We start from the raw sequence: 26,509 nt of genomic DNA, 5'->3' as shown, positions 1-26,509 counted from the left end.
AGGGAGTATCACATGGACCTGATCACCGTACGCCGCGTGGTGCCGGACGACTGGGAAGTCTGGCGCGCCGTGCGGACCGCCGCGCTGACCTCCGACACGGACGTCTTCGGCCCCTCCCCGGAGGGACTGCAGGAGCTGGGAGAGGAGGAGTGGCGAGACCTGCTGGACGCCGGTCTCGGCATGAAGGCCGTCGCCTTCGCCGGCTCGGAACCGGTGGGACTCGCCGGCGTCCAACTGCTCGACGGGGAACCGGCGGCCGCCGAGGGCCACAGTCTGTGGGTGCGGCCCACGGCGCGCGCACACGGTGTCGCGCGCCTGCTCATCGCGGAGACGGTGGCATGGGCTGCGGAGCAGGGGTGCGAGTCGGTCGGCGCCTGGACGGTCGCGACGAACGACCGGGCCCTGGCGGTGCTGGAGCGCTTCGGGTTCCGGGCCACCGGCCTCCAGCGCCGGCATCCCCGTGACCCGCGGGTCCGGCTCCGGGGCTCCTGCTACCTCATACCGGAGACCCGGCGCTCGCCCGCGCCCGCAGCCGGGAGGGGCGAGGCCGGATGAGCACCACGGCCCGGCCCCACCACCATCCGCTGATCCGCCGCTGGAACGCCACGGACCGGGAGTTCGCGGCCGACGCGGTCCTGCCCGACCTGCTGGACGCGGCCGCCGCCGCGCACCCCGACGCGCCCGCCGTCCGCACGACCGCCGGTGTCGCCCTCACCCACCGCCGGCTCGCGGAGGCGAGCCGGCGCATGGCCCTGGCACTCGCCGGGGCGGGCGTCCGGCCGCGGACCCCCGTCGCGCTGCTCGCCGACCACGTGCCGGAGGCCGTCGTCGCCATGCACGCGACCGTCCGGGCCGGCGCGTTCTACGTCCCGCTCGACCCCAGGTGGCCGGTGCGCCGCACGGCGGACGTCATCGAGTCGATCGGTGCGCGGCACCTCGTCGCGACCGCCGGGCACCTGGCGGACGCCGAACGGCTGCGCCGCGCCGTCGGGCGCGACCTGACGATCACCGTGACGCAGGAGGAGCCGGGACCGGCGCCGACGGACCGCCCGGCCCCGACGGCTCCGGCCGGGGCGGAGCCCGCAGACCTCGCGTACACGATCTTCACCTCCGGGTCGACGGGGCTGCCGAAGGCGGTCGCGGTCCGCCACTCCAGCGTCGTCAACCTGATCGAGTGGTTCAACCGCCGCAATGGGGTGGGGCCCGACGACATCCTGCTCCAGGTCGCCTCGTTCGGCTTCGACCTGTCCGTCTACGACGTCTTCGGCGCACCGGCGGCCGGGGCCAGCATCCTGCTGCTGACCGCGGAGGAACTGGCCGATCCCGAGCGGATCGCCGCGGCCCTGGTGGCGCACGGCGTGACGCTGTGGAACTCGGCACCCGCACTGTTCACCACGGTGTCGTACTTCCTCGACGAGTCCTCGTACGGCCGGCGCCGGGCGCTGCGCCGCGTCTTCCTCAGCGGCGACTGGATCCCGCTCACCACGCCCGCGGTCGTCCGGGCCGAGTTCCCGGGCGCGACCCTGGTGGCCCTCGGCGGAGCCACCGAAGCCTGTGTGTGGTCCAACGACTTCGTCGTCCACGAGGTGGATCAGAGCTGGGACAGCATCCCCTACGGCAGGCCGATGCAGAACTCCCGCTACTACGTCCTGCGCGAGGACCTGAGCCCGTGCGACATCGGCGAGCCGGGCGAGTTGTTCATCTCCGGCGCCTGCGTCGCGCAGGGCTACATCAACGACCCCGAGCTCAGCGCGCGGCGGTTCCTCCCCGACCCGTGGGACGAGGACGACCGGGGGTGGCGGATGTATCGGACCGGCGACCGCGCGCGCTGGACGTCCCAGGGCTGGATCGAGTTCCTCGGTCGGCTCGATTCCCAGGTGAAGGTCCGGGGTTACCGCATCGAGCTCGGCGAGGTCGAGCAGGCGGCCCGTCACGTTCCCGGTGTCGAGGAGGCGCTGGCCGTCGCCGCGGGAGACCCGCGCGACCCGTTCATCGCGCTCGCGCTGCGGAGCGCCGAAACGCTGGACGCGGCGACCGTCCGCGCCCACCTCGCGCAGCGGCTGCCCCCGTACATGTGCCCCGCCCGGGTCCTTGTCACCGGTTCGCTGCCGCTCGGCAGCACCGGGAAGGTCGACCGCGCCGCGCTGCGGCAGGCCTTCACGGACGGTGCCGGCGCTGCTTTCGAGGGCTGAGCCACGGCCCTCCGCCCCGGAGGGCGAACGAAACGTCAAGCTTGGAGGACCGATGGACGACAGGTTGTACGACGTGGTGATCGTGGGCGCCGGCCCGGCCGGTCTCTCGGCCGCGATCATGCTGGGCCGCGCGAAGCGCAGCGTCCTGGTGCTGTCCCTGCCCGACCGGCGCAACTCCTCCGCGACGACCGTGCACAACGTGCCGTTCGCCGACGGGGCGACACCTGCCGAGGTCTACGCGCGGATGGAGGGCGACGCGCAGGAGTACGGCGTCGGGATCCGGTGGGAAGAGGTCGTCACGGCAAGCACCCGGGACGACCACGTCATCGTCGAGGGCGCCCTCAGCGGGCCGGTCAGGGGAAGGCGGCTGCTGCTGGCCACCGGCCGCGCGGACGAGTTGCCGTCCTGGCTGCCCGACGGGGTCTGGGGCCGGTCGGCCTTCGACTGCCCCTACTGCCACACCCACGAACGGGACGACGGTGCCTACGTCTGTGTGGGGCACAACGCGGAGGCGCTCAAACTGGCCGCGCTCACCGTCCAGTACGCGCGCGAGCTGACCGTGGTGGTCTCGGACCCCGCCCTGGCCCGGACCGCCCTCGCCGCCCTGCTCGCCGAACGCGGCGTGACCGTCCTCGTCGACACGGTCGCCCACGCGCGGGTGCTGCCGTCCGACGCGCTCGAACTCAAGACGGCGTCCGGCACCGCGCTGACCGCCGACACGCTGCTGCTCGCCGACGTGGCGCGGGCGCGGCGCCGTCTGCCCGAGGCACTCGGGCTCGACCTGACCGACCAAGGGTTCCCCGAGACCACGCTGTACGGCCTCACCTCCGACCCACTGGTGTACAGCGCGGGCAACGTCGAGGGCTCGCCGTACTTCATGTGGACGGGTGCCGCCGGCAGCGGGATCAACGCCGCACGGATGATCTGCGAGGACCTTGCGTTCACCACCGACCTGACGAAGCATGGAGGCTGACCGATGACCGATGTCCTGGCGGTCGAGGAGATCCTGGCCGGGCTGTGGGAGCAGGTGCTGGGGAGGCGGCCGGACCCCACCAGCAACTTCTTCGACCTGGGCGGGGACTCGATGCGGGCCGCGAAGCTCACGGGCCAGGTGAAACGCGCCCTCACCAAGAAGGTACGGATGATGCTGATCTTCGAGCAGCGGCGGCTGTCCGACTACGCGCGCGCCGTACACGGCCTCCTGGCCGAGGACGACGGCGCGGTCCGGGACGCGCTGCTCGACGAGGTGCGGGAGGCCTCGGCGCACGACATGCGGCGGAGCTGAGCCCGCGGCACGGTGGGCGCCCGGCGGGTCCGGTCAACGGCCGGTGGCGACGCGAGCATCGTCCGGCTGCTCGATGGGCGACCCGACGGGCGGCCCGGTCGGCTTGGGCCGGGTGAGCGCCACCAGGAGCGCGAGCTGCACGACCGCCCCCACCGTCAGCCCGGCCCACACGCCGTTCACGCCGAGCGGGCCCGACAGCACGGTGGCGGAACCGAGTTGGGCGCCGAGGCCGGCCGTGACGGAGACGACCAGCGCCCGCCCCGCGCCCACGGCCTGGTGCACGCCGCCGACCGCGACGACGAAGGCGTACGGCAGCAGGTAGGGCGCCGCCAGGTGCAGGAAGCCGGCGGACTGCGCGGCCACCGCCGGGTCGTCGGTGAACAGCCCGGTCACCGGTCCGCCGAGCACCGCGCACAGCACCGCTGCGACCGCTCCCAGGAGGGCGGCGAACCAGCCGGTGGCGCGGGCGAATCGACGGAGCTCGGCCTCCTCCCCGGCCCCGGCGAGACGGGCGGCCCCGATCGCGGCGGCCTGGCGCAGCGCGTAGAACGCCATGGTGACGACGAGCAGCACGCGGTAGCCGACGCCGTACCCTGCCACCGCGGCGACGCCGAAGCCCGCGACGAGCGCGAGTTGGGCCGTCCCGACGGCCATCCGGGCGGTGAAGTCGAGGCCGAACGGTGCCCCGGCGCGGACGATCCGCCGCAGCTCCGGGCCGAGCTCCGGGCCGGCTCCTCCGGCGGGCCCGCCCGTCCGGCGCTTGGCCAGCAGCCGCAGTGTGAGGGCGAACGCGACCGCCCGGGAGGCGGTGAGCGCGAGCGCGGCGCCCGTCACGCCGAGGCCCGGGACGGGTCCGGCGCCGAGGACGAGCAGCGGGTCGAGCGCGAGGAGCAGCGCGTTGGAGAGCAGCGCGATCCGCATCGGGGTGCGGGTGTCGCCGGCGCCCTTGAACAGTTCGTCGGCGACGCGCTGGCCGGAGAACAGCCCGAACGCCGGGAACACGACGGCGAAGTAGCCCGCGGCGAGCCCGGCCGCGGGGCCGTCGAGGAACCCTGCCGCGAGGTGCTCGCGCAGCAGGAAGCCGGGTACGGCGAGCGCGACGGTCACCAGCGCGCAGAGCCGCCACGCCGCGCGCGCGGTGCGGGCGGCCCCGGCGGCGTCCCCGGCCCCGAGGGCGCGCGAGAGCCGCAGGCTCGTACCGGAGGCGACCACGAGGACGAGACCGAGCAGCAGGTTCTCGACGGTGCCCGCGAGGGTGACGGCGGCGACGGCCGCACCGCCGAGCCCGGCCACCCAGTAGGCGCCGATGACGGAGGCCACGACGCCGGACAGGAGTTCGGCGTAGACCGGTCCGGCCAGTGCGGCCAGTCGTGCCAGGTGTGTGCGCATGTTCCCTCTCCCGGCAGCGCCACGGCCGCTCCCTTGAGCCGCCCCCCGTCTGCCTCGAATAGAGATACATCGGATCGAGGCACATCGACAAGAGGTAAAGTGGCGCGCGCACCGGGCGCACTCCGACGAAAGGGCTTCATCGTGCTGACGCTCGCGATCCTGGGGTTCCTCTACGACCAGCCACTGCACGGCTACGAGCTCAAGTCCCGGATCACCGGCCTCACCGGACACGTCCGGCCGGTCAGCGACGGCGCGCTCTACCCCGCCATCACCCGGCTGGAGAAGGCCGGCCTGCTGCACCGCAGGACCGAGCCGGGCAGCGGCGCCGTCCCCCGCCAGACGCTGGAGCTGACCGCCGCCGGCCGAGCCGAACTCCGGCGCCGGCTCGGCGACCCGGAGCAGGCGGAGATCACCGACCAGATCCGCTTCTTCGCCCTGGCCGCCTTCCTCCACCACCTGGCCGACCCGGCCCGCCAGGCCGCCGTGCTGCGCCGCAGGCTCGACTTCCTGGAGGCGCCGAGCAGCTTCTTCTACGACGGGCAGGGCCGGCCGGTCACCGCCGAGCGCGAGCCGAACCCGTTCCGCCGGGGCATGCTGCTGGTCGCCCGGGCCTCCGGGGCGGCGGAGCGGGCGTGGCTCGCGGAGACGATCGCGCAGCTGGCGGGGGCGGGAGCCGCCGGAGCCGGGGACGCGGGGGGCTCGGGGACTTCGGGGGGCACGGGGGCTGCGGGGGCCCCCGGAGCTTCGGGGGCGTAAGCCGGGCTGCCCCGCTCCCCTGCCGAACAGCACAGAAACAGCACCGAAACCGGACCGAACGGGACCGAACGGCAGGGTGGGGAAGCGGAATTACCCCGATCGACACCTGGTCCCACCGGGCCCACCCGTCGCTATGATGATCCGCCTCACGTCCGACGGGCCCGCGGGGCACCGGTGCGGCGTGAACCCGCCACCGGGCCCCGCCCGCTCCCCTGGAGGCCGCCGTGACCACGTGCGAGACCGCTGCCGTCCAATCCGCCCCGCTGCGGCGGGACGACATCCCCGGCTGGTTCTTCAGTCTCGACCGGGCGGCCTTCGGGCACCTGCTCGCCACCCAGAGCGCGGCCGGGGTCACCGGCGACATCCTCGAACTCGGCAGCTACCTCGGCCGCAGCGCGGTCCTGCTCGGCGACCACCTCCGGCCCGGCGAACGACTCACCGTCTGCGACCTGTTCGACTCCGACGCGGGCGACGCCGACAACGCCGCCGAGATGGCGATGTCCTACCGCAGGACCCTCACCCGCAGCGCGTTCGAGGCCAACTACCTCGCCTTCCACGACGCCCTGCCGGAGATCGTCCAGGCCCCCACGTCCGCGCTGGCCGACGGCCGGATCCGGGCGGACAGCTGCCGGTTCGTCCACGTCGACGCCTCGCACCTGTACGAGCACGTCGCCGGGGACATCGCCGTCGCCCGCGCGGCGCTCGCCGCCGACGGCCTCGTCGCCCTCGACGACTACCGCTCCGAGCACACCCCCGGCGTCTCCGCGGCGGTCTGGGAGGCGGTGTTCACGGGCGGGCTCCGGCCGGTGCTGCTGACCCCGATGAAGTTCTACGGGACGTGGGGCGACGCGGCGGCCGCGCGCGAGGTCCTGCTCGGCCGCGACTGGCGGGCCGAGGGCTACACGGTGGACGAGGACACCATCGCCGGGTCGCGCGTCCTGCGGCTCAACTACCAGGTCAAGGCGCCGGTCCAGCGCTCCACGCCGCGCCGACTCGCCCTGGACCTCCTGCCCCCGGTCGCCACCCGCGCGACCCGGCGCGTGCTCCGGACGCTGCGCGAGCGCCGCGCCGTCCAGCCGGTGCGCGCCGTCTGACGGCCGGACGGGGAAGCGCCCCCACGGGGCCGGACGCAGCGGCGTCCGGCCCCGTTCGCGTGCGCCACCTTACGTGGTCATATTTTCGTATTGGCTGATTCTGCATCACCCACACGAGTGAATCCCCTTAAAAGATTTGCCCAAGGAACGTTAAAGAGCACATAGTGAGGGCGCCTCGATTTGGTCTAAGGATAGCCAAGTCCAGGCAAAATCTCGGGTGAATCGTGAGTGAATCGTGAGTGAGGAGAAGGCCTTGTTCCACGGAATCACGGCGGCTGGATACGGTCAGCGCCTGCGCGAGGACATCGCGCGGACGGGCACCACGCCGCTCATCGGGGTGTACGACATGTACTCGGCGTCGATCGCGGCCGAACACTACGACGGAATGTTCGTCTCCGGATTCGGGTTCGCCGCCTCCTACTACGGCCTGCCCGACATCGGCTTCATCGCCTGGCCGGACATGCTCTCCTTCGTCGAACGGCTGCGCGGTGCCTTCCCGCAGCACCACCTCCTGGTCGACATCGACGACGGCTACGTCGATCCCGAGGTCGCCTGCCACGTCGTGCGCCGGCTCGAACGCACCGGCGCCTCCGGCGTGATCCTGGAGGACCAGAAGCGCCCGCGCCGCTGCGGCCACGCGGACGGCAAGCTCGTCCTGCCGCTCGACGAGTACCTGGAGAAGCTGAACCTCGTCCTGGAGAACCGCACCGACCTCGTGGTCGTCGCCCGCACCGACGCCACGGAGGAGCAGGACATCCTGCGCCGCGCCCGCGCCCTGGCCAAGACGGACGCCGACGTCGTCCTCGTCGACGGGGTGCGCAGCGAGGACTGGATCCGGCGGATCCGCCGCGTCGTCGGCGACAAGCCGCTGCTGTTCAACCAGATCGCGGGCGGCAAGTCGCCCCGGCTGTCGCTGTCGGAGCTCGGCGACCTCGGGGTGGACGTCGCGATCTACAGCACGCCGTGCCTCTTCGCCGCGCACCGGGCGATGGACGAGGCGCTCGCGGGGCTGAAGGTCAACGACGGCCGGCTCCCGGCCGCCCCGGCGAACAGCCGGCCGGTGGGCGTGCGGGAGTCCACCGAGCTGCTGGAGCGGAACATCGCCCGCGCCCGGGGGCTCGTGGAGGTCACGGCGTGACCTCGGGGTCACCCGGTCCGGTCCGCCATCGGGCATCCGCCCGGTGGCGGGCCGGCGCCGCCGGACTCGCCGGGGCGTGCGCGCTGCTCGCGGGCGGTGCGCCGCCCGCGGCGGCGGGCGGGCTGATCACGGTCATCGACAACTCGCACGCCGACTCCTGGGTGGAGGTCGACCGCACGGCCAACGTCCAGCAGGGCGGCGGCTCGGCCGGCAGCGACCACGACGGCGCCGGGGCGGTGGTCGGCGGGGCACTGAAAGGCGGGTCGGTGGTCGGCGAGGCACTGGGAGGCGGGGCGGTGGTCGACGGAGTGGGCGCGCTGGTGGGGCCCGGAACGAAGGAAGGTGATGGATGAGCCTGCAGTGGCTGCGGCGGCGCGGCGTGGATCCCTACATGGCGGCGCTGGCCGGCACCGTCGGGCTCGCCGCCCTGTTCCCGGCGACGGGCACCGCGGCCCGCTCGGCCGCGGTGGCCTGTGACGTCGCGGTGGCGCTGCTCTTCTTCCTGTACGGCGCGCGGCTGTCCACCCGCGAGACCCTGGCCGGGCTGCGCCACGTGCGGCTGCACGGGCTGGTGCTCGCCTGCACCTTCGTCCTGTTCCCGCTGCTCGGGCTGGCCACGGCCGTGCTGACGCCCGTCCCGCTCACCGACCAACTGCGCACCGGCGTGCTGTTCCTGTGCCTGGTGCCGTCGACGGTCCAGTCCTCGGTCGCGCTGACCGGCGCGGCGCGGGGCGACGTCCCGGCGGCGATCTGCGCGGGCACGTACTCCAGCCTGGCCGGGCTGGTGCTGACACCGCTGCTCGCCGCCTGGCTGCTGGGCTCGCACGCCGAGCTCTCGGCCGAAGGACTGCTGCGCATCGCGGCCCAGTTGCTCGCGCCCTTCGTGCTCGGGCAGGTGCTGCGGCCGTGGATCGGCGGGTTCCTCGGGCGGCACAAACGGGTGCTGGCGCCGGTCGACCGCGGCTCGATCCTGCTCGTCGTCTACACGGCCTTCAGCGCGGCGACGGCCCAGGGCATCTGGCACCTCGCCACGCCCGGCGCCCTGCTCGGCCTGACCGCGGTGCTGCTCGCCCTGCTCGCCGCCTCGCTGGCCGCCGCCCGGCTCGGCGCCCGCGCCCTGGGGCTCGGCCGCCCGGCCGTCGTCGCGGCCGTGCTGTGCGGCTCGCAGAAGAGCCTGGCCAACGGCCTCCCGATGGCCGCGGTGCTGTTCGGCTCCGAGGCCGGGCTGATGGTGCTGCCGCTGATGCTCTACCACCAGCTCCAGTTGGTGGTCGGCACGATCCTGGCGGGCCGGTGGTCCCGCGCCCCGGAGCGGGCACCGACACCCCGTGCCCCGGAGCCGACCACGTCGGCGGCGCGGGGCTGAGCGCCGGGGCGGCACCGCGTGGTACCGCTCCGGTGGCCGGGCCTGCCCGCGCTCACGGCTCCGGGACGGCGCCGGTGCCCAGTGCGGCCGACCGCAGGGCGGCGGCCAGGCGGACGAGGGGCTCGCTCGGGCGGCCGGGGAGGCGGGCCAGCAGGAGGCGCCGCAGTTCCTGCGGCCCGCCGCGAACGGGCAGGACGCGTACCCCCGGCGGCGCGGCGGCGGCCATCGCGGGGGACACGGTGGTCAGGCCGCAGCCCGCGGCCACGAGGTGCAGCTTCGCCAGCCAGTCGCGGGCGGTGTGCACGATCTCCGGTCGTTCGTCCAGGCCCGGCCACACCCCCATGAGCCGGTCCGCACCGGAGGCCGATCCGGCGATCCACCGCTGCCCGCGCAGGTCGGCCGCGTCGACGTACGCACCGCGCGCCAGCGGGTGGTTCGCCGGCACGGCCAGGCAGAGCGGGCGTTCCGTGAGCGTCTGCACCACCAGCGCCGGCGACTCCGCGTCCGGCGCGCGGAACGGCGGCGCCGACGACAGCAGCGCGAGGTCGATGCTGCCCGCCCGCAGCGCCCGGACCAGTGCCGGGGTGCCGCCCTCACGGCTGACGACGTGCACCCCCGGGTCGCCGCGCCGCAGGGCGGCCAGCGCCTGCGGCACCAGCGTCGTCCCGGCGGTGGCGACCCACCCGAGCCGCACGGTGCCGCCCTCCTCCGGCAGGCCCGACAGCTCCCGGGCGGCCGCGTCGATCTCGTCGAGCACCACCGTCGCCCGGCGCAGGACGAGCCGCCCGGCCGCCGTCAGCCGGACGCCGTCCCGCCGCCGCTCCAGCAGTTCGGCGCCCGCCGCCCGTTCGATCGAGGCCATCTGCCGGGACACCGCCGACTGGGTGTAGCCCAGCGACGCCGCGGCCGCCGTGAAGGTGCCCTGCTCGGCCACCGTGCGGAACACCCGCAGCGCGGTCAGCGACACGTCCGTGAAGTCCATGACGTTCACGCATATCACGTGTGCGATTCTTTCGCTGGCGTCATGGTCACGGCCTTCCTACCGTGGCAGGCATGAACGCCGTACGCGTGAACACCACCGCTCCCCGCGTCGCCCTCGTCACGGGCGCCAACCAGGGCCTCGGCCGCGCCCTCGTCGACGGCCTCGCGGCCCGCCTCACCACCGACGACCTGGTGCTGCTCACCGGGCGCGACGAGGGCCGCGTCACCGAGGCCGCCCGCGAGGTGGCCCGGCGCCCGGACAGCCGCGCCCGGGTGCACGGCCGCGTCCTGGATGTGACCGACACCGAGGCGATCGGCCGGCTCGCCGACGACCTGCACGGCCGCCACGGCGGCGTCGACATCGTGATCTCCAACGCCGTCGCCCGCCTGCTGCCCGGCGAGTCCCAGGCCGAGCGCGCCGACGAGTTCATCGACGTCTCCAACTCCGCCACCCACGCCGTCCTGCGCTCCTTCGGCCCGGTCCTGCGCCCGGGCGGCCGGCTGCTCGTGGTGGCCAGCAGCCTGGGCACCCTCGGTCACCTCGACCCGCGCCTGCGGCACCTGTTCGACGGCGCGAACCTCGACCAGGTCGAGTACGCCGTCGAGTCGTGGCGCGCCGCGGTCCACCACGGCACCGCCGAGGAGAAGGGCTGGCCCCGCTGGCTGAACGTGCCGTCGAAGGTGGCCCAGGTCGCCGCGGTCCGGGCGGTCGCCGCCGAACGACGCACACACGATCTCGCCGCCGGGATCCTGATCGCGGCCGTCTGCCCCGGCATGGTCGACACCGCCACGTCCCGGCCGTGGTTCAGCGACTACGGCCAGGCGCAGTCCCCCGCCGAGGCGGCCCGGGCCGTGCTCGACCTCGTCCTCGCCGAGCCCGTCGACCCGCCCCTGTACGGCGAGCTGATCCGCTTCGGCCGGGCCCTGGACTGGCACGGCGGCACGCCGCCGACCGAGCAGGACCGCCTTCTGACCTCGTGACAATCCACCACCTCGACAGAGGAGTTCAGCGCATGAGCACCCCCATCACCACCCCGTACGGCTTCGCGAGCACCACCAGCGAGATCGCCCGGGGCGTCGACCTCACCGGCCGCCGGGCCGTCGTCACCGGCGCCTCCTCCGGCCTCGGCGCGGAGACGGCCCGCGCGCTGGCCGGGACGGGAGCCGCCGTCACCCTCGCCGTCCGCGACGTCGCGGCGGGCGAGCGCGTCGCCAAGGACATCACCGACGCGACCGGCAACCGCGAAGTGCACGCCGCCCGCCTGGACCTCGCCGACCTCGCTTCCGTCCGCGACTTCACCGCCGCCTGGCAGGGCCCGCTGCACGTCCTCGTCAACAACGCGGGCGTCATGGCCTGCCCCGAGCGGTACACCGAGCAGGGCTGGGAGTGGCAGTTCGCCACCAACCACCTCGGCCACTTCGCCCTCACCACCGGCCTGCACCGCGCACTCGCCGCCGACGGCGCCGCGCGGGTCGTCACCGTCAGCTCCAGCGGGCACCAGCTGTCCCCGGTGGTGTGGGACGACGTCCACTTCGCCTTCCGTCCGTACGATCCCTGGCTCGCCTACGGCCAGTCGAAGACCGCGAACGTCCTCTTCTCCGTGGAGGCCGACCGCCGCTGGGCAGGCGACAACATCACGGCCAACGCCGTCATGCCCGGCGCGATCTTCACCAACCTCCAGCGCCACACCGAGGGCCGCGGCAGCGGCTCCGTCCCGCCCGAGCTCGTGAAGACGGTCGAGCAGGGCGCCGCCACCTCCGTCCTGCTCGCCGTCTCACCCCTCCTGGAGGGCGTCGGCGGCCGCTACTTCGCCGACTGCAACGAGGCCGAGGTCCTGGACCGCCGCGGCGCCCCGCTGCAGGGCGTCGCCCGCTACGCCCTCGACGCGGACAACGCCCGGCGGCTGTGGGACCTTTCGGAGCAGCTGCTCGCCGACGACCTCGCAGGGGCGGGTCAGCGGATGTAGTACGGCCGGTTGTGGGCGGCGACCGGTGCGGACTGGTAGGTCCACACGCCCGCCGCCGGCGCGTCGGCGACGAGGTGGGCGAGGTCGCGGGCGGGCTCCTCCGCTGGGTTGCCGACGTCGAGGCGGACGCGGTCGGCCGAACGGTCGTCCAGGGCGAAGAAGCGGTACGGCTGGTAGACGTTGAGCGGCCCGGCGAGCAGCCGCCCCTCGTCGTCGGTGCCGTAGCCGGTGATCGGCGTGTTGTTGACCGGCTCGGACGCGAGGCCGGCCAAGTCCGCCTCCAGCGACAGCAGTTCCTCCTCGTGGCGCTGGAGCCCGCCGTCGTCGACGGTGGCCCGGCGGCAGGAGACGGACCAACGCTCGTTCACGGAGGGCGCGTTGAGGGAGGGCATCAACGTCTCGAACCAGCCCGCCCGCTTGGGCTCGGCGTAGAGGAGACGCCCGGCGTCGATGGCCAGCGGGTTGTCGCACAGCACGTGCAGCCGGGCGATGCCGAGCAGCTTGGTCTGGTCGTAACCCCGGGCGTACTGCCCGTAGTTCAGCTCGGGCAGGCGTTCCTCGGCGAACTCCGGGTGGGCGACGAGGTTGATCTCCACCTCCTGGGTGATCCCGCCGCCGCCCGGGTACTGCGCGAAGTACAGCTGGTAGTTGAGCGACACGCAGGCCCGCCCGTCGAACAGCGCGGGCACGAGCCCGGGGTGGCGCTTGCGCAGCAGCTCGCGCGCCCGCTCGGGCCCGACCAGGTAGTCGACGCCGATGTTGTGCAGGGCGCCGTAGTGGAAGGGGAGGTAGTACGGCTCCGGCACGGGCGGGAGCGGAAGGCCGGTCATGGCGTCTCCGGGTTCGATGCGGGGAGGAGGGGGGAGGACGGTCCGGTGCGTTCGGCGCCCACCGCGAGCGGGCGGCGCACGTCCAGCAGGTCGAGGTGCATCCGCTCGGCGCTGCGCAGCGCGAGCGCGGCCATGCTGAGCGTCGGGTTGGAGGTGCCGAGGGAGGGCATCGAGCCGCAGCCGACGGCGTACAGGTTGGGGTGGTCCCAGCTGCGCTGCCACTGGTCGACGACGGACGTGCCGGGTGCGTCGCCCATGACGTGGGTGCCGCCGGCGTGGCCCGCGCCCCGGTACCCGTACGCGACTCCCCCGTGCTCGACCCGGCCCGGCCAGCCCGGTCCGGCCGGGTAGGCGGTGTGGTCCTCGGCGCCGAGCAGCGCGAACAGCTGGTCGGACACGGCCCGGGCGGAGGCCATGCCGTCGCGGACGTACGCGGTGAGGTCGTAGCGGATCGCCGGGCGCGGCAGGCCGAGCGGGTCGCGCCGGTCGGGGTCGAGGGTGACGCGGTTGGCCGGGTCGGCGGGCTGCTCCAGCTCGAACTGGAGCGAGAACTGCCGGCCCAGCCGGTCGCCGAGGCGTTCGCGCAGCTCCTTGCCGCGCAGTCCCGCGGCCAGCGCGGCCCGGGCCTCGGACTGCGGGTCTCCCCCGGCCCAGGACCAGCCCCAGTTCCCGATCTCGATGCGGAACGGAGCCCGCCGCTCCCGTCCGGCGCCGAAGCGGAAGGCCTCGAACCCGCTGGTGGAGCCCGGCCCCCGGTAGGGCCCGACCGGGCCCGGCATCAGGCCCCAGGTGAGCAGGGCGGGGTGGTCCATGAGGTTGCGCCCGACCTGGTCGCTGCGGTTGGCGAGACCGGACAGGAGCAGCAGCCGGGCGTTCTCGATCGCGTGCGCGGCGAGGACGACGAGGCCGGCGTCCACGCGGTGCGCCTCGCCGCCGTGCGTCAGGTACTCCACGCCGGTGGCGCGGCCGGTCGCCGGGTCGGCGAGGACGCGGCTGACGACGGCCCCGGTGCGCAGCTCGACGCTCGCGGACCAGCGGGCCTGGGTGCGCCGCGGCGTGTACTTGGCACCGGTCGGGCAGGCCGGGACGCAACTGGCGCTGCCGGCGCAGAGCGGTCCGGTGGCGTCGCCGGGCCGGGTCGGCCGGCCGTTGCGGGCGTGCGGGGTCGCGGTGACGGCGAGGCGGGCGGGCACGGGCACGGCCGGGTCGCGGACGGTGCGGCCGTCGAGGTCGCGGGCGAGCCGGCGGTCGAGGTAGGAGGGCGGGATGGCGCGCATCGGGAACTCGTAGCCGTCGGGGAGGGGCAGTCCGACGGCGGTGCGCTGGTCGTCCGCGTCGGCCGCGACGCCGAGTTCGCGTTCGGCGTCGCGGTAGTGGGGCTCCAGGTCGTCGTAGCCGATCGGCCAGTTGCGGCCGTGCCCGAGGTCGGCGGTGCGGAAGTCCTCGGGGTGCATGCGCGGGGTGAGGCCCGTCCAGAGCAGCCCGGTGCCGCCGTTGGCGCGCAGGTAGCCGCTGGCGTAGGGCAGGGGGCCGTGCTGGACGAGGTGGCCGCCGGGCCCGGCGAGGTCGCCGACGTCGGGTGAGGGCGCGTCGGGGTTGTGCGGGTACGCCGAGGTGGGCGGGCCGCCGCCGGCGGCGCGGTGGGCGGCGGCGGTCTCGGCCGCGCCGGGGACGGTGCGGCCGGCTTCGAGCACCAGCACGCGCCAGCCCTGCGCCCCCAGCCGCTGGGCGACCAGCGAGCCGGCGATGCCCGCCCCCACGACGACCGCGTCCCAGCGCGTGCTCACAGTTCCTCGCCTCCCCGGGGCGTGTCGCCCCAACTCCCGTGGCCCGGTGCGGCGGCGCCGGGCGGGTCGGCGTGGAACGTCCGCCACACCAGCGCCCCGTCGTAGGCCCGCGCGGACCCGGGCGACTCCCCCGGCCAGGCCCCGACGTACCAGAGGTGGACGAGCGCGTGCTCGTCCCGCACCCGGTGCGCCAGCACGGTCCGGTGGTGCTCGTGCGCCATCCCGGTGGCCCGCAGCTCCGGCTCGTCGAAGCCGGTCAGCCCGGCGCAGACGCGGAGGAACTCGTCGAAGTCGGCGAGCTCGTCCAGTTCCTCGAAGTCGTCGAGGTCGTCGAGGTCGTCGAGGCGGCCCTCGGTCCCGTCAAGGTCGTCGAAGTCGTTGTCCACGCTCAAGCGGGCACCCCCACGCAGTCACCGGCAGGTGGCCAGGCCATGACACCCGAACCCGCCCGCGATCATCCCGCCTGCGCCCGCCAGCGAATCGTCGATATCCGAAACAGTCTGAAACTGGCCGAACTTGATCGCCGGTGGCCTGATCGAGCGTGACTCGCGGCCGTGATGCGACCGGGTAGGCCATGCGGCCGCCACGAGGAAGTCCAGGGACATCCAAGGAATCCCCAGGATTTCTTTACCGCCCGGTGACTCATCACCGCCAACCGCCGGCCTTACCGTTGTCGACGCTTGGTCAACTCCACCCCCTCACACAGGAGTAGCCATGTCCATAGCCCGTCGACGCACGTCTCGACGCGCCCTCGTCGCCTCCTCCGCCGCCCTGCTGACCGTCCTCGGCGGCGCGGCACCGGCCCTCGCCGCCACCGCCCCCGCCATCGTCCAGGCACCGCTCGGCCACCACGGCGGCGGCGTGCTGCGCAGCACCAGCAGCAACTGGGCCGGGTACGCCGCAACCGGCGGCAAGTTCACCAGCGTCAGCGCCAGTTGGGTGCAGCCGTCGGTGTCCTGCTCGGGCTCCGACACCTGGTCCAGCTTCTGGGTCGGGATCGACGGGGACGGCAGCAACTCGGTCGAGCAGCTCGGCACCGAGGCGGACTGCTCGGGCGGTTCGCCGGTGTACTCGTCCTGGTACGAGATGTACCCGGCGTACCCGGTGAACTTCTCCAACTCCGTGCGGCCCGGCGACCACTTCACCGCGAGCGTCACCACCAACGGCTCCGGGTCGTTCACGCTCACGCTCTCCGACACCACCCAGGGCTGGAAGCGCAGCGTCAACAAGACGCTGCGCAGCGCGGCCCTGGCCTCCGCCGAGGTCATCGCGGAGGCGCCGTCGAGCTCCACCGGCGTCCTGCCGCTCTCGAACTTCGGCACCGTCGGCTTCAGCGGGGCGACCGCCAACGGCCAGAGCCTGAGCGCCGCGGGCGCGTCGAGCATCACGATGGCCTCGGGCAGCACCACCAAGGCCACCACCTCCGGGCTCAGCGGGGGCGGTGCCTTCTCGGTGACGTGGAAGCACAGCTGACGTAGGGCGTGTCGTCCGGCGCGCCGCCGCTACGAGCGGCGTGCCGGGCGACACGTCGGACGGGCGATGCCTGCGACGAGCCGGGCCTAGGACGAGCCGGGCCTCAGAGCAGTGGGCCGAGGACGGGCAGCACCGGCTTGCACGGCACCGGGACGGGGTGCGCAGGGTCGAGCGCGTTGCGGACGTCGGCCAGCGCGACCGGGTCGTACGGGCCCTCCAGGTGGTCGGCGGCGTCGGCCACGCACTGGTCCTGCAGGGTCAGGTTCGTGACGTGCGGCCCGGCCGGCAGGTAGGAGTTGGTGTACGGGGTGACGACCTCGTCGAACCTCGACGCGATGACGGTGTACTCGACGCCCGGGAGGGTCGCGCCGCCCGCGTCGAGCGCGGCGATGAACGGGGAGCCCGCCTCCTGCTCGACGCAGGCCGGACAGGCGGTGTCGAGCACCGCGTTCGCCGGCTCCAGGATGTGCAACTCGGTCGCGAGCACACTGAGGCCGTCCAACGTGGTGCCCTCGTTGAGGGGGGTGATGCCGACGAGCTTGGCCACCTTCGCGGCGCCGCCGTCGTTCTTCAGGTAGTAGCGCGGCAGCACGCCGCCGCCCTGGGAGTGTCCGACGAGATCGGCCTTGGCCGCCCCGGTGGCGGCGAGGACCTGGTCGACGAACGCGGACAGTTGCCGGGCGGAGTCCTCGATCGGCCCGAGGCCCTGCATCGGCGCACCGGGGGCGCCGCCGTAGTCGAACGCGTAGACGCAGTACCCGGCGTTGGCGAGCAGCGGGGCCGCGCCGCGCCAGTTGTCGTTCATGTTCTCGGCCGTGCCGTGCACGAGGACGACCGGCTCCGGGTGCGCTGCGCCGGGCCGGCAGGACCAGTCGTTCGCGCCGGGCGGGGCGGCGTCGGGGGTGAGGAAGCCCGCCGGGAAGCCGATCGCGAAGTGGTACTCGACCGGGTACACCGGGGCGGCTGCGGCCGGGTGGACGGCGGCGGCCAGCAGGCTGCCCGCAGTGACCGCCGCGACCGCGAGCGCCCGACCTCGATTCGCTCTCATGAGGTATTTCCTGCCGTCAGGAATTCTTTCTGCACTTACCGAAAACTATCACCTGCACAAGCATTACGCAGGTCAGAAGCCACCGGTAAGGCAGGCCGCACTCCCGCTGCGAGCAGAGAGTAATCAGTAGCCTCGTCAGATATTCATATGGCATGACGGCATTGTGGCCCAGGAATTCCAGGCTTTCATTCCGGAATTCTCGCACCAAATTCCGTGACGCCCGGTACGGGAGTCCGGGCCCTGCGCCCGGACGTCACGAGACCACCCGCAGCCGCCCCGGAGTCGGCCGCGTCAGCCGGTCGACGTGCGCGGCGCTCTCCGCCTCGGCCGGGAGCAGCACGAGGAGCTGCTGTGCGTCGGCGGCGAGGTCCAGGGTCTCGCGCACGAGCGGCGCTCGGCGTGCGGCTGACGGGGGACGAGACGGCCGCCCCGGAGCGGCCGTACGCGCCCCGGCTGCCGACCGGGTTCCGATCAGCCCAGCTTGTCCGCCTCCCGGACCCGGTGGAGGTGGACGAGCACGTCGAAGGACTCGGCGATCCGCACGGTGCTGAGCGGCACGGGGTACCCGGTGCCGATGCTGCGCAGCGGTCGGGGGGTGTCCAGCCAGGCGCGGGCCGCGGGCGGGGCGCTGCGGACGTCGAGGTAGAAGTCGCCGCCGCGGACCCGGTCGAGGGTCTCCTCGGTGGTGCCGGGCGCGGGCGGGCCCACCGTGAACTTCGTCCACTCGCGGTCCGGGAGCCCGGACGACGCTTGCGAATCCTGGGAGAGGAAGGAGCCCTGGCCGAAGGTCAACCCGACCGGGAGGTACCCGCCGCCGAGCGCCTCGCGCAAGAACCCGCCCTGCGCCTTCGGGTGCTGGTCGGGGTCGTCGGGGACGTACGCGATGTGACCGTTGTGCGCCGACACGAGCATGCGGTGGCCGGTCTGCCGGTGCCACCAGACGACGTTGTCGGCCATCACCCGGTCGCGGTGGAGCATCGCGGCGCGCAGCGCGCCTTCGTCCTGGAGGTCGACCCCGAGGAACACCGCGGTCTGCGCGATGGAGCGGGCGTGCTGCACGGCCCACGCGAACTCCTCGCCGCTCTGGCCATGTTGACTTTCCATCAGCTTGAAAGCCGCTTCGGCGTTGCCCGCGAGGCGCTGCCGCTCGGCGAGCGGGCGGCGCAGGTAGGCGAAGCTGTCGTCGAGGGGGCGCAGGCCGGCGTACAGCTCGGTGAAGCGCGGCAGCAACTCCGGGTGCCGGCGCCGGACGTAGCCCGTCACCCGTTCGAAGAAGGCGTCCCCGACGCGCGGGGCGCCGATGTCGTCGCCCATGAAGTGGACGCGGCGGCGGGGGTTGCGCCGGTTGTGGTCCCGCATCCACTCGACGAGGTGCAGGAACTCCTCACGCTCCCACGGCGATCCGCCCAGCGCGGCCCGCACGACCCGGCGCGCGTCGCCGGGTCCGCCCTGGACGAACTCGTCGACGAGCAACCCGGCCGGCCAGCTCATCTCCAGGGCGAAGGCTCCGAAGCCCTTCTCCTCCACGAGGTACCGGAAGACGCGCTCCTTCATCGCGAAGAACTCGTGCGACCCGTGCGTCGCCTCCCCCAGGCCGACGACCCGGGCGTCCCCCACCATCGCCCCGAACGCCCGGAGGTCGGACGGGTCCGCCCCCGGCACCGGGGAGCGCAGCGGCCGGGAGGCGCGTAACAGCGCGGCCCGGACCGGCTCCTGCTCCTCCCCCGCACGCGCGGCCGTGGCCGTGGCCGGCACCGCCAGCGCCCCCGCCCCGGCCGCTGCCGCCGCCCGCAGCAGCGAACGCCGCCCGATCAGCCCACCCATGCACGATCACCCATCCCCGACTCGGCTTCCTGCTCCTGCCGTTGATGATCGCCCACGATCCGTCCGCGACACCCTGGGGCTGGCCTCCGACCTCGCCTGGGGATAACCCCCTCCCACGCGATGACGGACCTCGTCATATCCGTGTCCTTGCCGCTGCACCCGAGCCCGGTCACGCTGGAAGGGTGAGCTCTTCCCCCGAGCTCTTCGCCCGGGCCGGGCGCCGGACCGGGGACGACACCGCCCCTCCCCGGAAGGCACCCCCATGCGCATCGCCATCCCGATCTTCGACGGCTTCACCGCACTCGACGCCGTCGGCCCGTACGAGGTCCTCCGCATGCTCCCGGAAGCCGACGTCGTCTTCACCGCCGCCACCGCGGGCCCCTGCACGGACGGCGCGGGCCTGCTCCACGTCGTCGCGACGGCCCCCTTCGAGGACGTCACGGAAGCCGACGTCCTGGTGGTCCCCGGCGGCCCGGGCGCCCGCAGCCGCCTCACCGACGAGCCGCTGCTCGACTGGATCCGCCGCGTCCACACCACGACCACCTGGACGACGTCGGTCTGCACCGGCTCCCTGCTCCTCGCCGCCGCCGGCCTCCTCGACGGCCTGGAAGCGACCACCCACTGGAGCGCCGTCCACATCCTGGAGTCCTACGGCGCCACCTACACGCCCCACCGCGTCGTCGAACAACCCGGCGACATCATCACCGCCGCCGGCGTCTCGTCGGGCATCGACATGGCCCTGCGCCTCGCCGAACTGACCGCCGGCCGCACCGCCGCCGAGGCCTTCCAACTCGCCATCGAGTACGACCCCCAGCCCCCGTTCGACGCCGGCTCCTACGCCAAGGCCCCCCAGGCGGCCAAGGACTACCTGGCCGCCCGCTCGTCGTCCCCGACGAACAGGCGGTGACAGCGGGCCCCTTCAGCCCCCGACCGCCTCCGGTACGGGTGAGCCCTTCGCCGTGCGCGGGGCGGTCAGCGGGCCGGCGGCGAAGACGGCCAGGCCGGCGAGGACCGCCAGGCAGGCGCAGGCGGGCCAGAGCAGACCCGGGGCGGACTGGTAGAGGGCGCCGCCGAGCGGGGGTGCGAGGACGGTGCCGCTGGTGGAGGCCCCGGCGTAGAGGCTCTGGAAGCGGCCCTGGTACTCGGGCGGTGCGCTGTCCGCGACGAAGGCCGTCGCCGGGGTCTTGTAGAGGATCTCGCCCGCGGTGACCACGACCATCATCACCACCGTGGTGACGACCGACGCGCCCGCGACCAGCGCCGCGAAGCCCGCGCCGACCAGCAGCAGGCCGGTGCCGATGATCCGCAGCGGCGCCCGGTCGCGCAGCGCCATGGTGACGACCACCTCCAGCGCGAGGATCAGGCCGCCGTTGATCGCCAGCACCGCGCCGTACACGCCGGTGCCGATGCCGTGGTCGGCGAGGAACACCGGCAGGACCGAGTACTGCTGCCGGTAGACGGTGTCCACGACGACGATCGCGGGCAGCAGCACCAGCACCGCGGGCCGCTCCCGCAGCGTCGCCCACAGGCCGCCGCGGGTGACGGTCCGGCCGCTGCGCGGCCCGTCGGCGGTCAGCACCTTGGCGGCGTACGCGGCGAACAGCAGCGACCCGAGCCCGTCGATGCGGAACAGCCACTCGTACGACCAGTGGGTCGCGATGAGCGCGCCGAGCACCGGGCCGATGGTGAAGCCCGCGTTGCCCGCGAAGCGCATCACCGCGAAGCCCTGCCGCCGGTCGCCGGGCGGCACGGCCACCGCGACGAGCGCCGAATTGGAGGCGCGCACGGTGCCGGCGGCGTACTGGAAGACGGGCAGCACCAGGAGCAGCACGGACGTCGGCAGCACCGGCAGGGCGAGCAGTCCGGCGCCGGAGACGGCGGACCCGGTGAGCAGCGTCCGGCGGTGGCCGAAGCGGTCCCCGAACCAGCCGCCGGTGAAGTTGCCCGCCACCAGGCCGAGGCCGCCGGCGCCGGCGATGGTGCCGGCGGCGGCCGTGCTCAGCCCGCGCGGGCCGGTCAGGTAGACGAAAAGGTAGACGAAGGTGAAGGACACCACCATGTTGGCGAAGCCGCCGGCCGCCAGCAGCCAGACGGTCCTCGGCAGCGCCCGCAGCGCGCCCCTGTTCCCCGCGCCGTCCCCGGTCCCGTTCCGCTCGGCCATCCGGCCACCCCCGTAGTCAGTTCCTTTTCGGAACGGACTATGTCAGGCTGACGGGGCTAAGGTCAACGCTGGTGATCACCCCCGGAAGGAGACCACGATGGTCCGGCGCGGCGGCCCGGCGGACGACAACTGCGCGATCGCCCAGGCCCTCGACGTGGTCGGGGACACCTGGACCCTGCTGATCGTCCGCGACACGGCCCGCGGGCTGCACCGCTTCGAGCAGCTCCAGCAGGAGCTCGGCCTCTCCCGCAAGGTGCTCGCCGAACGCCTGCGCCTGCTCGTCGACTCCGGCGTGCTCGCCCGCGAGCAGTACCAGGACCGCCCGCCGCGCCACGAGTACCGCCTCACCCCGCGCGGGCGCGCCCTGCTGCCCGTCCTGGTCGCCCTCCAGGACTGGGGCGACAGCTGGGTCCTGGGCGACGGCACCCCCACGGCCACCGCCACCGAGCACTCCCGGGAAGCGGAACGCGTCCACGCGCTGCGCGGCACCCGGATCCCCGACCTGCTGCTCCCGGGCGCGGACGGCCGGGAGCACGATCCCGTCGCCCCGGACGCCACCACCGTCCTGTACTGCTTCCCCGGCGCCTTCGTCCGCGCCGAGTCCTACCCGCCCGGCTGGTCGACGGTGCCCGGCGCGTCCGGCTGCACCCTGGAGTCACGCACCTACCGCGACCACCTCGCCGACTTCACCGCCGCCGGCGCGGCGGTGCGCGGCATCTCCACCCAACGCCCGGACGAGCAGCGCGCGTTCGCCGAAGCCGAGGGCCTGGCCTTCCCCCTCCTCTCCGACCTCGCCCTCGACCTCACCGGCGCCCTCCGCCTCCCCACCCTCCGCGCCGCCGGCACCACCCGCCTGAAGCGCCTCACCCTGGTCGTCGACCGGACCCGCACCGTCCGCGAGGTCCTCTACCCGGTCACCGACGTCGCGGGGAGCGTGACGGCGGCCCTGACCGCGGCCCGCGCGCTCCGGTAGGCGGGCCGGGTTACTCCCCCGGGCGTGCCGTCGCCCGCAGGGCGTCGACGGCCAGGCGGGCCGTGGTGCCGATGGCGGCGTCGGCGGCGGGGAGGGTGATGGCGGTGGCGGCGGCGCGGGTGAAGACCGCGAGGGCGTAGCGGCCGCCGTCGGGGTACTCGACGACGCCGACCTCGTGGCGCAGGGTCGGGAGGGTGCCGGTCTTGCCGTGGACGCGGACGTCGTCGAAGGGGAAGCCGGCGGCGAGGCGGTGCGGCCAGACCTGGAGGCCGAGGAGGCGGCGCAGGGCGGCGCCGTGGTCGCCGGGGCAGGCGTCGCCGTGCCAGAGGGCGGCGAGGAGGGCGGTCATGTCGCGCGGGGTGCTGTGGTTGGTGAAGGCGGGGTCGAGGACCCGGAGCCGGGCGACCACCGCCGGGTCGACCGGGGAGTCGGGGCCGGTGTCCTCCACGAGGGCGGCGGTCATGCCGCCGAGCGTGTGGACGGCCACCGTCCGGGTGAGGCCCAGGTCGGCCATGGTGCGGTTGACGGTGTCCAGGCCGACCTCGGCCCACAGCACGTCGGCGGCGGCGTTGTCGCTGACGGCGGCGGTCAGGTAGGCGAGGTCGCGCAGGGAGAGGCGGGCGGCGTCGAGCATGGCCGCGAGGCCCGTCCGTCCCGGGGTGCGGCCGGCGGCGGGGACGTCCACCTGGCGGGTGAGGTCGATCCGGCCTTCCGCGGCCTCGCGGAACAGCGTGACCAGGAGGCAGAGCTTGTGGACGCTCGCGGTGCTGACCGCGGTGTCGGCGCCCACGGCGATCTCGGCGCCGGTGTCGAGGTCGCGCGCGTGCAGCAGGCCGCTGACGCCGGCGTCGGCGAAGGCGGCGGCGATGCGGGCGCGCGCGGCACGGGCGCCGGCGGGGCGGTCGCCGGCCCTGCGGTCACCGGCGGGGCGGTCGGCTCTCGTACGGTCGCTGGGTACGCGGTCGCTGGTCACAGCGGGAACTCCATTGCGGGCCGGGGGTGGAGCGGACGGTTGGGCGGCTGGGGCAGGAGGCCGCCGGGTCCGGTCAGCGCCGCGTGGGCGGCCTCGGCGAACAGCCGGACGGCGGGCCCGCCGCGCCCGGCCGGCCAGGCCGTGGAGGTGCGCCAGGCCAGTGGGGTGCCGGTCAGCGGACGCCAGACTGTACCCGCCGGCGGCGCGGTGCGCGGCGCCAGGGCGACGGCGCTGCCGGTGAGCACGAGCGCGCCGGCGACGTCCGGTCCCGGCGGGTCGACGACGGCCTCCGGGGTGCAGCCGTGCCGGGACAGGGTGGTGAGCACCTCGTCGTACAGCGCCGGGGCCGTGGCGCGGGGGAAGAGCACCAGACGCCGGCCGGTCAGTTCGGCCACCGCCAGCTCGGGGCGGTCGGCGTACGGGCTCCCGGCGGCGAGCAGGACGCCGAGCGGCTGGTGCAGGACCGGCCCGAAGGCCAGTCCGTCGGCCGGGCAGGGGTGACGGACGACGGCGACGTCCACCGTGTGCTGGGCGAGTTCGCGCACGACGGCCGCGACGGGCAGTTCCCGCAGTTCGAGCCGGGTGCCCGGGGACGCGCTCTCGAAACCGGTGAGCAGCGCGGCCAGGGCGGCCGGTCCGAGCTCGGGCGGCACGGCCGCGCGCAGGGTGCCCGCCCGGCCGCTGCGCAGGTCGGCGGCGACGGCGAGCAGACGGGCGGAGCCCTCCAGCACCTCCTCCGCCTCCGCGAGCAGCAGCCGGCCCGCCGGGGTGAGGTCGACCCCGCGCGGACCGCGGTCGAACAGGGTCACGCCGAGTTCGCGTTCGAGGCGCTGGATCCGCTGGGAGAGCGAGGGCTGGGCGATCCGCAGGAGCTCGGCGGCGCGGCCGAAGTGCCGCTCCTCGGCGACGGCGCGGAAGTGGCGGAGGTGCCCCAGCAGGTCCATGGGCAGCAATCATAGGCAATTTCGCATCGATCCCTTCACCATCATGGTCTTGGACTGGAGACCTGACGGGCTGATTGGCTGAGGGCGACGGCCCGCCACCCCACCCGCACTGGAGACCACCCATGCCACCGACGATCCGACGCCTCCCCCGCACCGCACTGCCCGCCGCGGCCCTGCTCGCGGTCACCCTGCTGAGCGGGTGCGGCCACAGCGGCACGAGCGCAGCGAGCGGCACGAGCGGCAGCACGAACGCCGCAGCCCCGACCGCCACCGCCACAGCCACCGTCGCGGCCACAACCGACGATTCCTTCAAGGGACTTGAGCAGCAGTTCGGCGCCCGCCTCGGCGTCTACGCGCTGGACACCGGCAGCGGCCGGGAGGTCTCCTACCGCGCCGACGAGCGGTTCGCGTTCGCGTCCACGATCAAGTCGCTCGCCACCGGGGCCCTGCTGCGCAAGGCCTCCGACGAGCAGTTGGACAAGGTGGTCGCGTACCGCCAGGAGGACGTGCTGGCGTGGGCGCCGATCACGTCGCAGCACGTCGCCACCGGCATGAAGGTGCGGGACCTGGCCGCCGCCGCCATCCAGTACAGCGACAACACCGCGGCGAACCTCGTCACCGCCGAACTCGGCGGCCCGGCGGCCGTCCAACAGTCCCTGCGCGAGCTCGGCGACACGACCACCAGCGTCGACCGCACCGAGCCCACCCTCAACGAGGCCACCCCCGGCGACACCCGCGACACCAGCACGCCCCGCGCCTTCGCCGCCGACCTGCGCCGCTACGCACTCGGCGACACCCTCACCGAGGACCGGCGCCGGCTCCTGACCGACTGGCTGGCCGGCAACACGACCGGCGCGCCGTACATCCGCGCGGGCGTGCCCTCCGACTGGAAGATCGGCGACAAGACCGGCAACGGTGGCTACGGCACCCGCAACGACGTCGCCCTCGCATGGCCGGCCGGCGGTCGCAGCCCGATCGTCATCGTCGTCCTCTCCGACCGCGGCAAGGCCGGCGCCACCTCCGACGACGCCCTGATCGCCCGGGCGACGAAGGCGGTCGTCGGCACGCTCGGCTGACCCGCCCCCGATTCACCGACCAGAGGAGACCGTTGACGATGCCCCTGTCCCGCCGCCGCCTGCTGGCCGCCTCGGCGACGAGCGCCGCCGTGCTCGGCACCGCCACGCCCCCCGCTGAAGCCCGGCCGTCCGACCGCCGACGCCGCCGCCCCGGACCACCCGGTTCCTCGGGGGTCACCCTGCGCTGGCTGGGCAACAACGGCTGGGAGATCACCTTCGGCGACCCGGCCACCCCCACGACGATCCTGATCGACCCGTGGATCACCCGCTTCCGCACCGGCACCTACACCCCGCAGGGCGCCGACCCCGCCACCCCGCTCAGCGTCGACACCGCCGCCATCGACCGCCTCGGACTGCGCGCCGACCAGATCCTGGTGACCCACGGCCACTACGACCACCTGCCCGACGTCCCGCACCTCGCCGCCCGCACGGGCGCCACCGTGCTCGGCACCGAGAGCCACGCCAACCTGCTGACCGCGCTCGGCGCGCCGCAGGACCAGCTGTCGGTGGTGCGCGGCGGCGAGTACCTGCAGTTCGACGGCTACACGATCCGGGTCGTCGACTCCCTGCACTCGATGACCGGCCCGCGCTCGAAGGTGCCCTTCCCCGGCACCAGGCCCGGCGCGCCGCCGCCCCGCCCGCGCGTGATCTCCGACCTGGTCGAGGGCGGCACGCTGGCCTACCTGATCACCGTCGGCGACGACCGGCTGCGCATCCTCGACAGCGGCGGAGCCAACTACGACGCCCGCCACCTCACCGGCCTCGCCCCGGACGTCCTGCTGATGCAGCCCGGCGGGGGCTCCGTACCGGACTACGTCCCGCGCTTGCTCGACGTCCTCGACCACCCGCCGTACGTCATACCGACGCACTGGGACGACTTCGACCACCCCCTGACCGAACCCGCCGTGGACTGGGGCGGCCTCGACGCCCTCGAAGCCGCCGTCCACCGGGCCAGCCCGGAGGCCCGGTTCGTCCGCCTCGACCACCTGGAGTCGTTCACCCCCTGAGTGCCCGCGGTCGTCGATGAGCACTCGTCGACGACCGCGCCAACGCCATCACCGCGCCATCACCGCCGATCGACCGTCATCGAGTACACCGAGTGGTGCCTGCCGACCCGCTTCACCATCGGGTACGACTACGCGCCGTGAAGCCGTGAGGAGTGGGGAGTGGGGGAGGGCGCCGTCCCCCGCCGCGCTCGCCGACGAAGTCGCCAGCGAAGTGGCCGAAACGGCGGCCCGGGTGGGGGGCAGGT

28 protein-coding genes are annotated in these 26,509 nt (G+C 74.3%); 16 read left to right on the top strand and 12 right to left on the bottom strand.

Annotation, left to right across the window (positions count from 1 at the left end; genetic code table 11):
* The first annotated feature begins 12 nt into the window (after positions 1–12).
* From ACFVU9_RS00395 to ACFVU9_RS00380, 4 genes are read left to right on the top strand one after another with little or no spacing between them, the layout of a single operon-like run.
* Positions 13–555 (top strand): GNAT family N-acetyltransferase, encoded by a 543-nt coding sequence (locus ACFVU9_RS00395; RefSeq protein WP_380437026.1) that lies wholly within the window; start codon positions 13–15, stop codon positions 553–555.
* Entirely contained in the window at positions 552–2,192 is a 1,641-nt protein-coding gene (locus ACFVU9_RS00390; protein ID WP_387588521.1) for an amino acid adenylation domain-containing protein, read from the top strand. Before ACFVU9_RS00395 ends, ACFVU9_RS00390 begins: the two co-directional genes overlap by 4 nt.
* Before the next feature lie 52 nt (positions 2,193–2,244).
* Positions 2,245–3,165 (top strand): NAD(P)/FAD-dependent oxidoreductase, encoded by a 921-nt coding sequence (locus ACFVU9_RS00385; protein ID WP_387588519.1) that lies wholly within the window; start codon positions 2,245–2,247, stop codon positions 3,163–3,165.
* A gap of 3 nt (positions 3,166–3,168) precedes the next feature.
* Entirely contained in the window at positions 3,169–3,477 is a 309-nt protein-coding gene (locus tag ACFVU9_RS00380) for a phosphopantetheine-binding protein (RefSeq protein ID WP_380500646.1), read from the top strand.
* 33 nt (positions 3,478–3,510) lie between these two features.
* On the opposite strand, the gene ACFVU9_RS00375 is transcribed toward ACFVU9_RS00380, so the two are convergent.
* A complete protein-coding gene (locus tag ACFVU9_RS00375) occupies positions 3,511–4,866 on the bottom strand; it encodes an MATE family efflux transporter (RefSeq protein ID WP_387588518.1) in 1,356 nt (451 codons plus the stop codon).
* Between the two features lie 99 nt (positions 4,867–4,965).
* On the opposite strand from ACFVU9_RS00375, the gene ACFVU9_RS00370 reads away from it, so the two are divergent.
* The 5 genes from ACFVU9_RS00370 (at position 4,966) to ACFVU9_RS00350 (ending at position 9,220) form a co-directional block, all read left to right on the top strand.
* Positions 4,966–5,622, top strand: coding sequence for a PadR family transcriptional regulator (locus ACFVU9_RS00370; RefSeq protein ID WP_387588516.1), 657 nt, complete (start codon positions 4,966–4,968; stop codon positions 5,620–5,622).
* Between the two features lie 224 nt (positions 5,623–5,846).
* The gene (locus ACFVU9_RS00365) at positions 5,847–6,716 is read left to right on the top strand and encodes a class I SAM-dependent methyltransferase (protein WP_380437038.1); all 870 of its coding nucleotides are present in this window, start codon (positions 5,847–5,849) and stop codon (positions 6,714–6,716) included.
* A 253-nt stretch (positions 6,717–6,969) separates the two neighbouring features.
* A complete protein-coding gene (locus tag ACFVU9_RS00360; protein ID WP_387588513.1) occupies positions 6,970–7,854 on the top strand; it encodes an oxaloacetate decarboxylase in 885 nt (294 codons plus the stop codon).
* Positions 7,851–8,207, top strand: coding sequence for a hypothetical protein (locus tag ACFVU9_RS00355; protein WP_387588511.1), 357 nt, complete (start codon positions 7,851–7,853; stop codon positions 8,205–8,207). The genes ACFVU9_RS00360 and ACFVU9_RS00355 overlap by 4 nt, the downstream gene beginning before the upstream one ends.
* Positions 8,204–9,220, top strand: coding sequence for a bile acid:sodium symporter family protein (locus ACFVU9_RS00350; RefSeq protein ID WP_387588509.1), 1,017 nt, complete (start codon positions 8,204–8,206; stop codon positions 9,218–9,220). Before ACFVU9_RS00355 ends, ACFVU9_RS00350 begins: the two co-directional genes overlap by 4 nt.
* 52 nt (positions 9,221–9,272) lie before the next feature.
* On the opposite strand, the gene ACFVU9_RS00345 is transcribed toward ACFVU9_RS00350, so the two are convergent.
* Complete coding sequence (locus ACFVU9_RS00345) at positions 9,273–10,202, bottom strand: LysR family transcriptional regulator (protein WP_387588713.1); 930 nt, start codon at positions 10,200–10,202, stop codon at positions 9,273–9,275.
* Positions 10,203–10,273: 71 nt separating this feature from the next.
* On the opposite strand from ACFVU9_RS00345, the gene ACFVU9_RS00340 reads away from it, so the two are divergent.
* Positions 10,274–11,182 carry an SDR family NAD(P)-dependent oxidoreductase gene (locus tag ACFVU9_RS00340; RefSeq protein WP_387588507.1) on the top strand — a complete coding sequence of 303 codons (909 nt, stop codon included), beginning with the start codon at positions 10,274–10,276 and terminating at the stop codon, positions 11,180–11,182.
* A gap of 32 nt (positions 11,183–11,214) precedes the next feature.
* On the top strand, positions 11,215–12,168 hold the full coding sequence (locus tag ACFVU9_RS00335) for an SDR family NAD(P)-dependent oxidoreductase (protein WP_387588505.1): 954 nt from the start codon (positions 11,215–11,217) through the stop codon (positions 12,166–12,168).
* Here ACFVU9_RS00335 and ACFVU9_RS00330 read toward each other — a convergent pair.
* The 4 genes from ACFVU9_RS00330 to ACFVU9_RS00315 are packed head-to-tail and all read right to left on the bottom strand — an operon-like array spanning position 12,156 to position 15,390.
* The gene (locus tag ACFVU9_RS00330; protein ID WP_380437052.1) at positions 12,156–12,998 is read right to left on the bottom strand and encodes a hypothetical protein; all 843 of its coding nucleotides are present in this window, start codon (positions 12,996–12,998) and stop codon (positions 12,156–12,158) included. The two genes, ACFVU9_RS00335 and ACFVU9_RS00330, sit on opposite strands and share 13 nt — an antisense overlap.
* Positions 12,995–14,785 (bottom strand): GMC family oxidoreductase, encoded by a 1,791-nt coding sequence (locus ACFVU9_RS00325; protein ID WP_387588503.1) that lies wholly within the window; start codon positions 14,783–14,785, stop codon positions 12,995–12,997. The genes ACFVU9_RS00330 and ACFVU9_RS00325 overlap by 4 nt, the downstream gene beginning before the upstream one ends.
* Positions 14,782–15,177 (bottom strand): hypothetical protein, encoded by a 396-nt coding sequence (locus ACFVU9_RS00320; protein ID WP_387588501.1) that lies wholly within the window; start codon positions 15,175–15,177, stop codon positions 14,782–14,784. Before ACFVU9_RS00320 ends, ACFVU9_RS00325 begins: the two co-directional genes overlap by 4 nt.
* A gap of 18 nt (positions 15,178–15,195) precedes the next feature.
* Positions 15,196–15,390 carry a hypothetical protein gene (locus ACFVU9_RS00315; RefSeq protein ID WP_387588499.1) on the bottom strand — a complete coding sequence of 65 codons (195 nt, stop codon included), beginning with the start codon at positions 15,388–15,390 and terminating at the stop codon, positions 15,196–15,198.
* 109 nt (positions 15,391–15,499) lie between these two features.
* On the opposite strand from ACFVU9_RS00315, the gene ACFVU9_RS00310 reads away from it, so the two are divergent.
* Complete coding sequence (locus ACFVU9_RS00310) at positions 15,500–16,258, top strand: G1 family glutamic endopeptidase (protein WP_387588497.1); 759 nt, start codon at positions 15,500–15,502, stop codon at positions 16,256–16,258.
* 103 nt (positions 16,259–16,361) lie between these two features.
* On the opposite strand, the gene ACFVU9_RS00305 is transcribed toward ACFVU9_RS00310, so the two are convergent.
* From ACFVU9_RS00305 to ACFVU9_RS00295, 3 genes are all read right to left on the bottom strand, one after another.
* Positions 16,362–17,306: a lipase family alpha/beta hydrolase gene (locus ACFVU9_RS00305; protein ID WP_387588495.1), complete on the bottom strand. Its 945-nt coding sequence runs from the start codon at positions 17,304–17,306 to the stop codon at positions 16,362–16,364.
* 253 nt (positions 17,307–17,559) lie between these two features.
* Positions 17,560–17,691 (bottom strand): hypothetical protein, encoded by a 132-nt coding sequence (locus ACFVU9_RS00300; RefSeq protein ID WP_380500660.1) that lies wholly within the window; start codon positions 17,689–17,691, stop codon positions 17,560–17,562.
* A gap of 86 nt (positions 17,692–17,777) precedes the next feature.
* Entirely contained in the window at positions 17,778–19,130 is a 1,353-nt protein-coding gene (locus ACFVU9_RS00295; RefSeq protein WP_387588493.1) for an erythromycin esterase family protein, read from the bottom strand.
* A 262-nt stretch (positions 19,131–19,392) separates the two neighbouring features.
* Here ACFVU9_RS00295 and ACFVU9_RS00290 point away from each other — a divergent pair, with 262 nt between their 5' ends.
* The gene (locus ACFVU9_RS00290; RefSeq protein ID WP_387588491.1) at positions 19,393–20,037 is read left to right on the top strand and encodes a DJ-1/PfpI family protein; all 645 of its coding nucleotides are present in this window, start codon (positions 19,393–19,395) and stop codon (positions 20,035–20,037) included.
* Positions 20,038–20,049: 12 nt separating this feature from the next.
* Here the strand turns inward: ACFVU9_RS00290 and ACFVU9_RS00285 are convergent, their stop codons facing one another.
* Positions 20,050–21,291, bottom strand: a complete 1,242-nt coding sequence (locus ACFVU9_RS00285) for an MFS transporter (RefSeq protein WP_387588489.1) — start codon at positions 21,289–21,291, stop codon at positions 20,050–20,052.
* Positions 21,292–21,388: 97 nt separating this feature from the next.
* Here ACFVU9_RS00285 and ACFVU9_RS00280 point away from each other — a divergent pair, with 97 nt between their 5' ends.
* The gene (locus ACFVU9_RS00280) at positions 21,389–22,264 is read left to right on the top strand and encodes a winged helix-turn-helix transcriptional regulator (RefSeq protein ID WP_387588487.1); all 876 of its coding nucleotides are present in this window, start codon (positions 21,389–21,391) and stop codon (positions 22,262–22,264) included.
* Between the two features lie 10 nt (positions 22,265–22,274).
* Here ACFVU9_RS00280 and ACFVU9_RS00275 read toward each other — a convergent pair whose 3' ends face one another.
* Positions 22,275–23,132, bottom strand: a complete 858-nt coding sequence (locus ACFVU9_RS00275; protein ID WP_380492442.1) for a serine hydrolase — start codon at positions 23,130–23,132, stop codon at positions 22,275–22,277.
* A 101-nt stretch (positions 23,133–23,233) separates the two neighbouring features.
* On the bottom strand, positions 23,234–24,181 hold the full coding sequence (locus ACFVU9_RS00270; protein ID WP_387588485.1) for a LysR family transcriptional regulator: 948 nt from the start codon (positions 24,179–24,181) through the stop codon (positions 23,234–23,236).
* Positions 24,182–24,303: 122 nt separating this feature from the next.
* Here ACFVU9_RS00270 and bla point away from each other — a divergent pair, with 122 nt between their 5' ends.
* Positions 24,304–25,257, top strand: a complete 954-nt coding sequence (bla, locus tag ACFVU9_RS00265; RefSeq protein ID WP_387588483.1) for a class A beta-lactamase — start codon at positions 24,304–24,306, stop codon at positions 25,255–25,257.
* A 38-nt stretch (positions 25,258–25,295) separates the two neighbouring features.
* Positions 25,296–26,264 carry an MBL fold metallo-hydrolase gene (locus tag ACFVU9_RS00260; RefSeq protein ID WP_387588481.1) on the top strand — a complete coding sequence of 323 codons (969 nt, stop codon included), beginning with the start codon at positions 25,296–25,298 and terminating at the stop codon, positions 26,262–26,264.
* Positions 26,265–26,509: the final 245 nt, after the last annotated feature.

The sequence above is a fragment of the Kitasatospora sp. NPDC057936 genome (assembly GCF_042887525.1).
Lineage (GTDB): Bacteria > Actinomycetota > Actinomycetes > Streptomycetales > Streptomycetaceae > Kitasatospora.
Note: the sequence above shows the minus strand (reverse complement) of the source record. Positions and strands in the feature narration are given on the sequence as shown.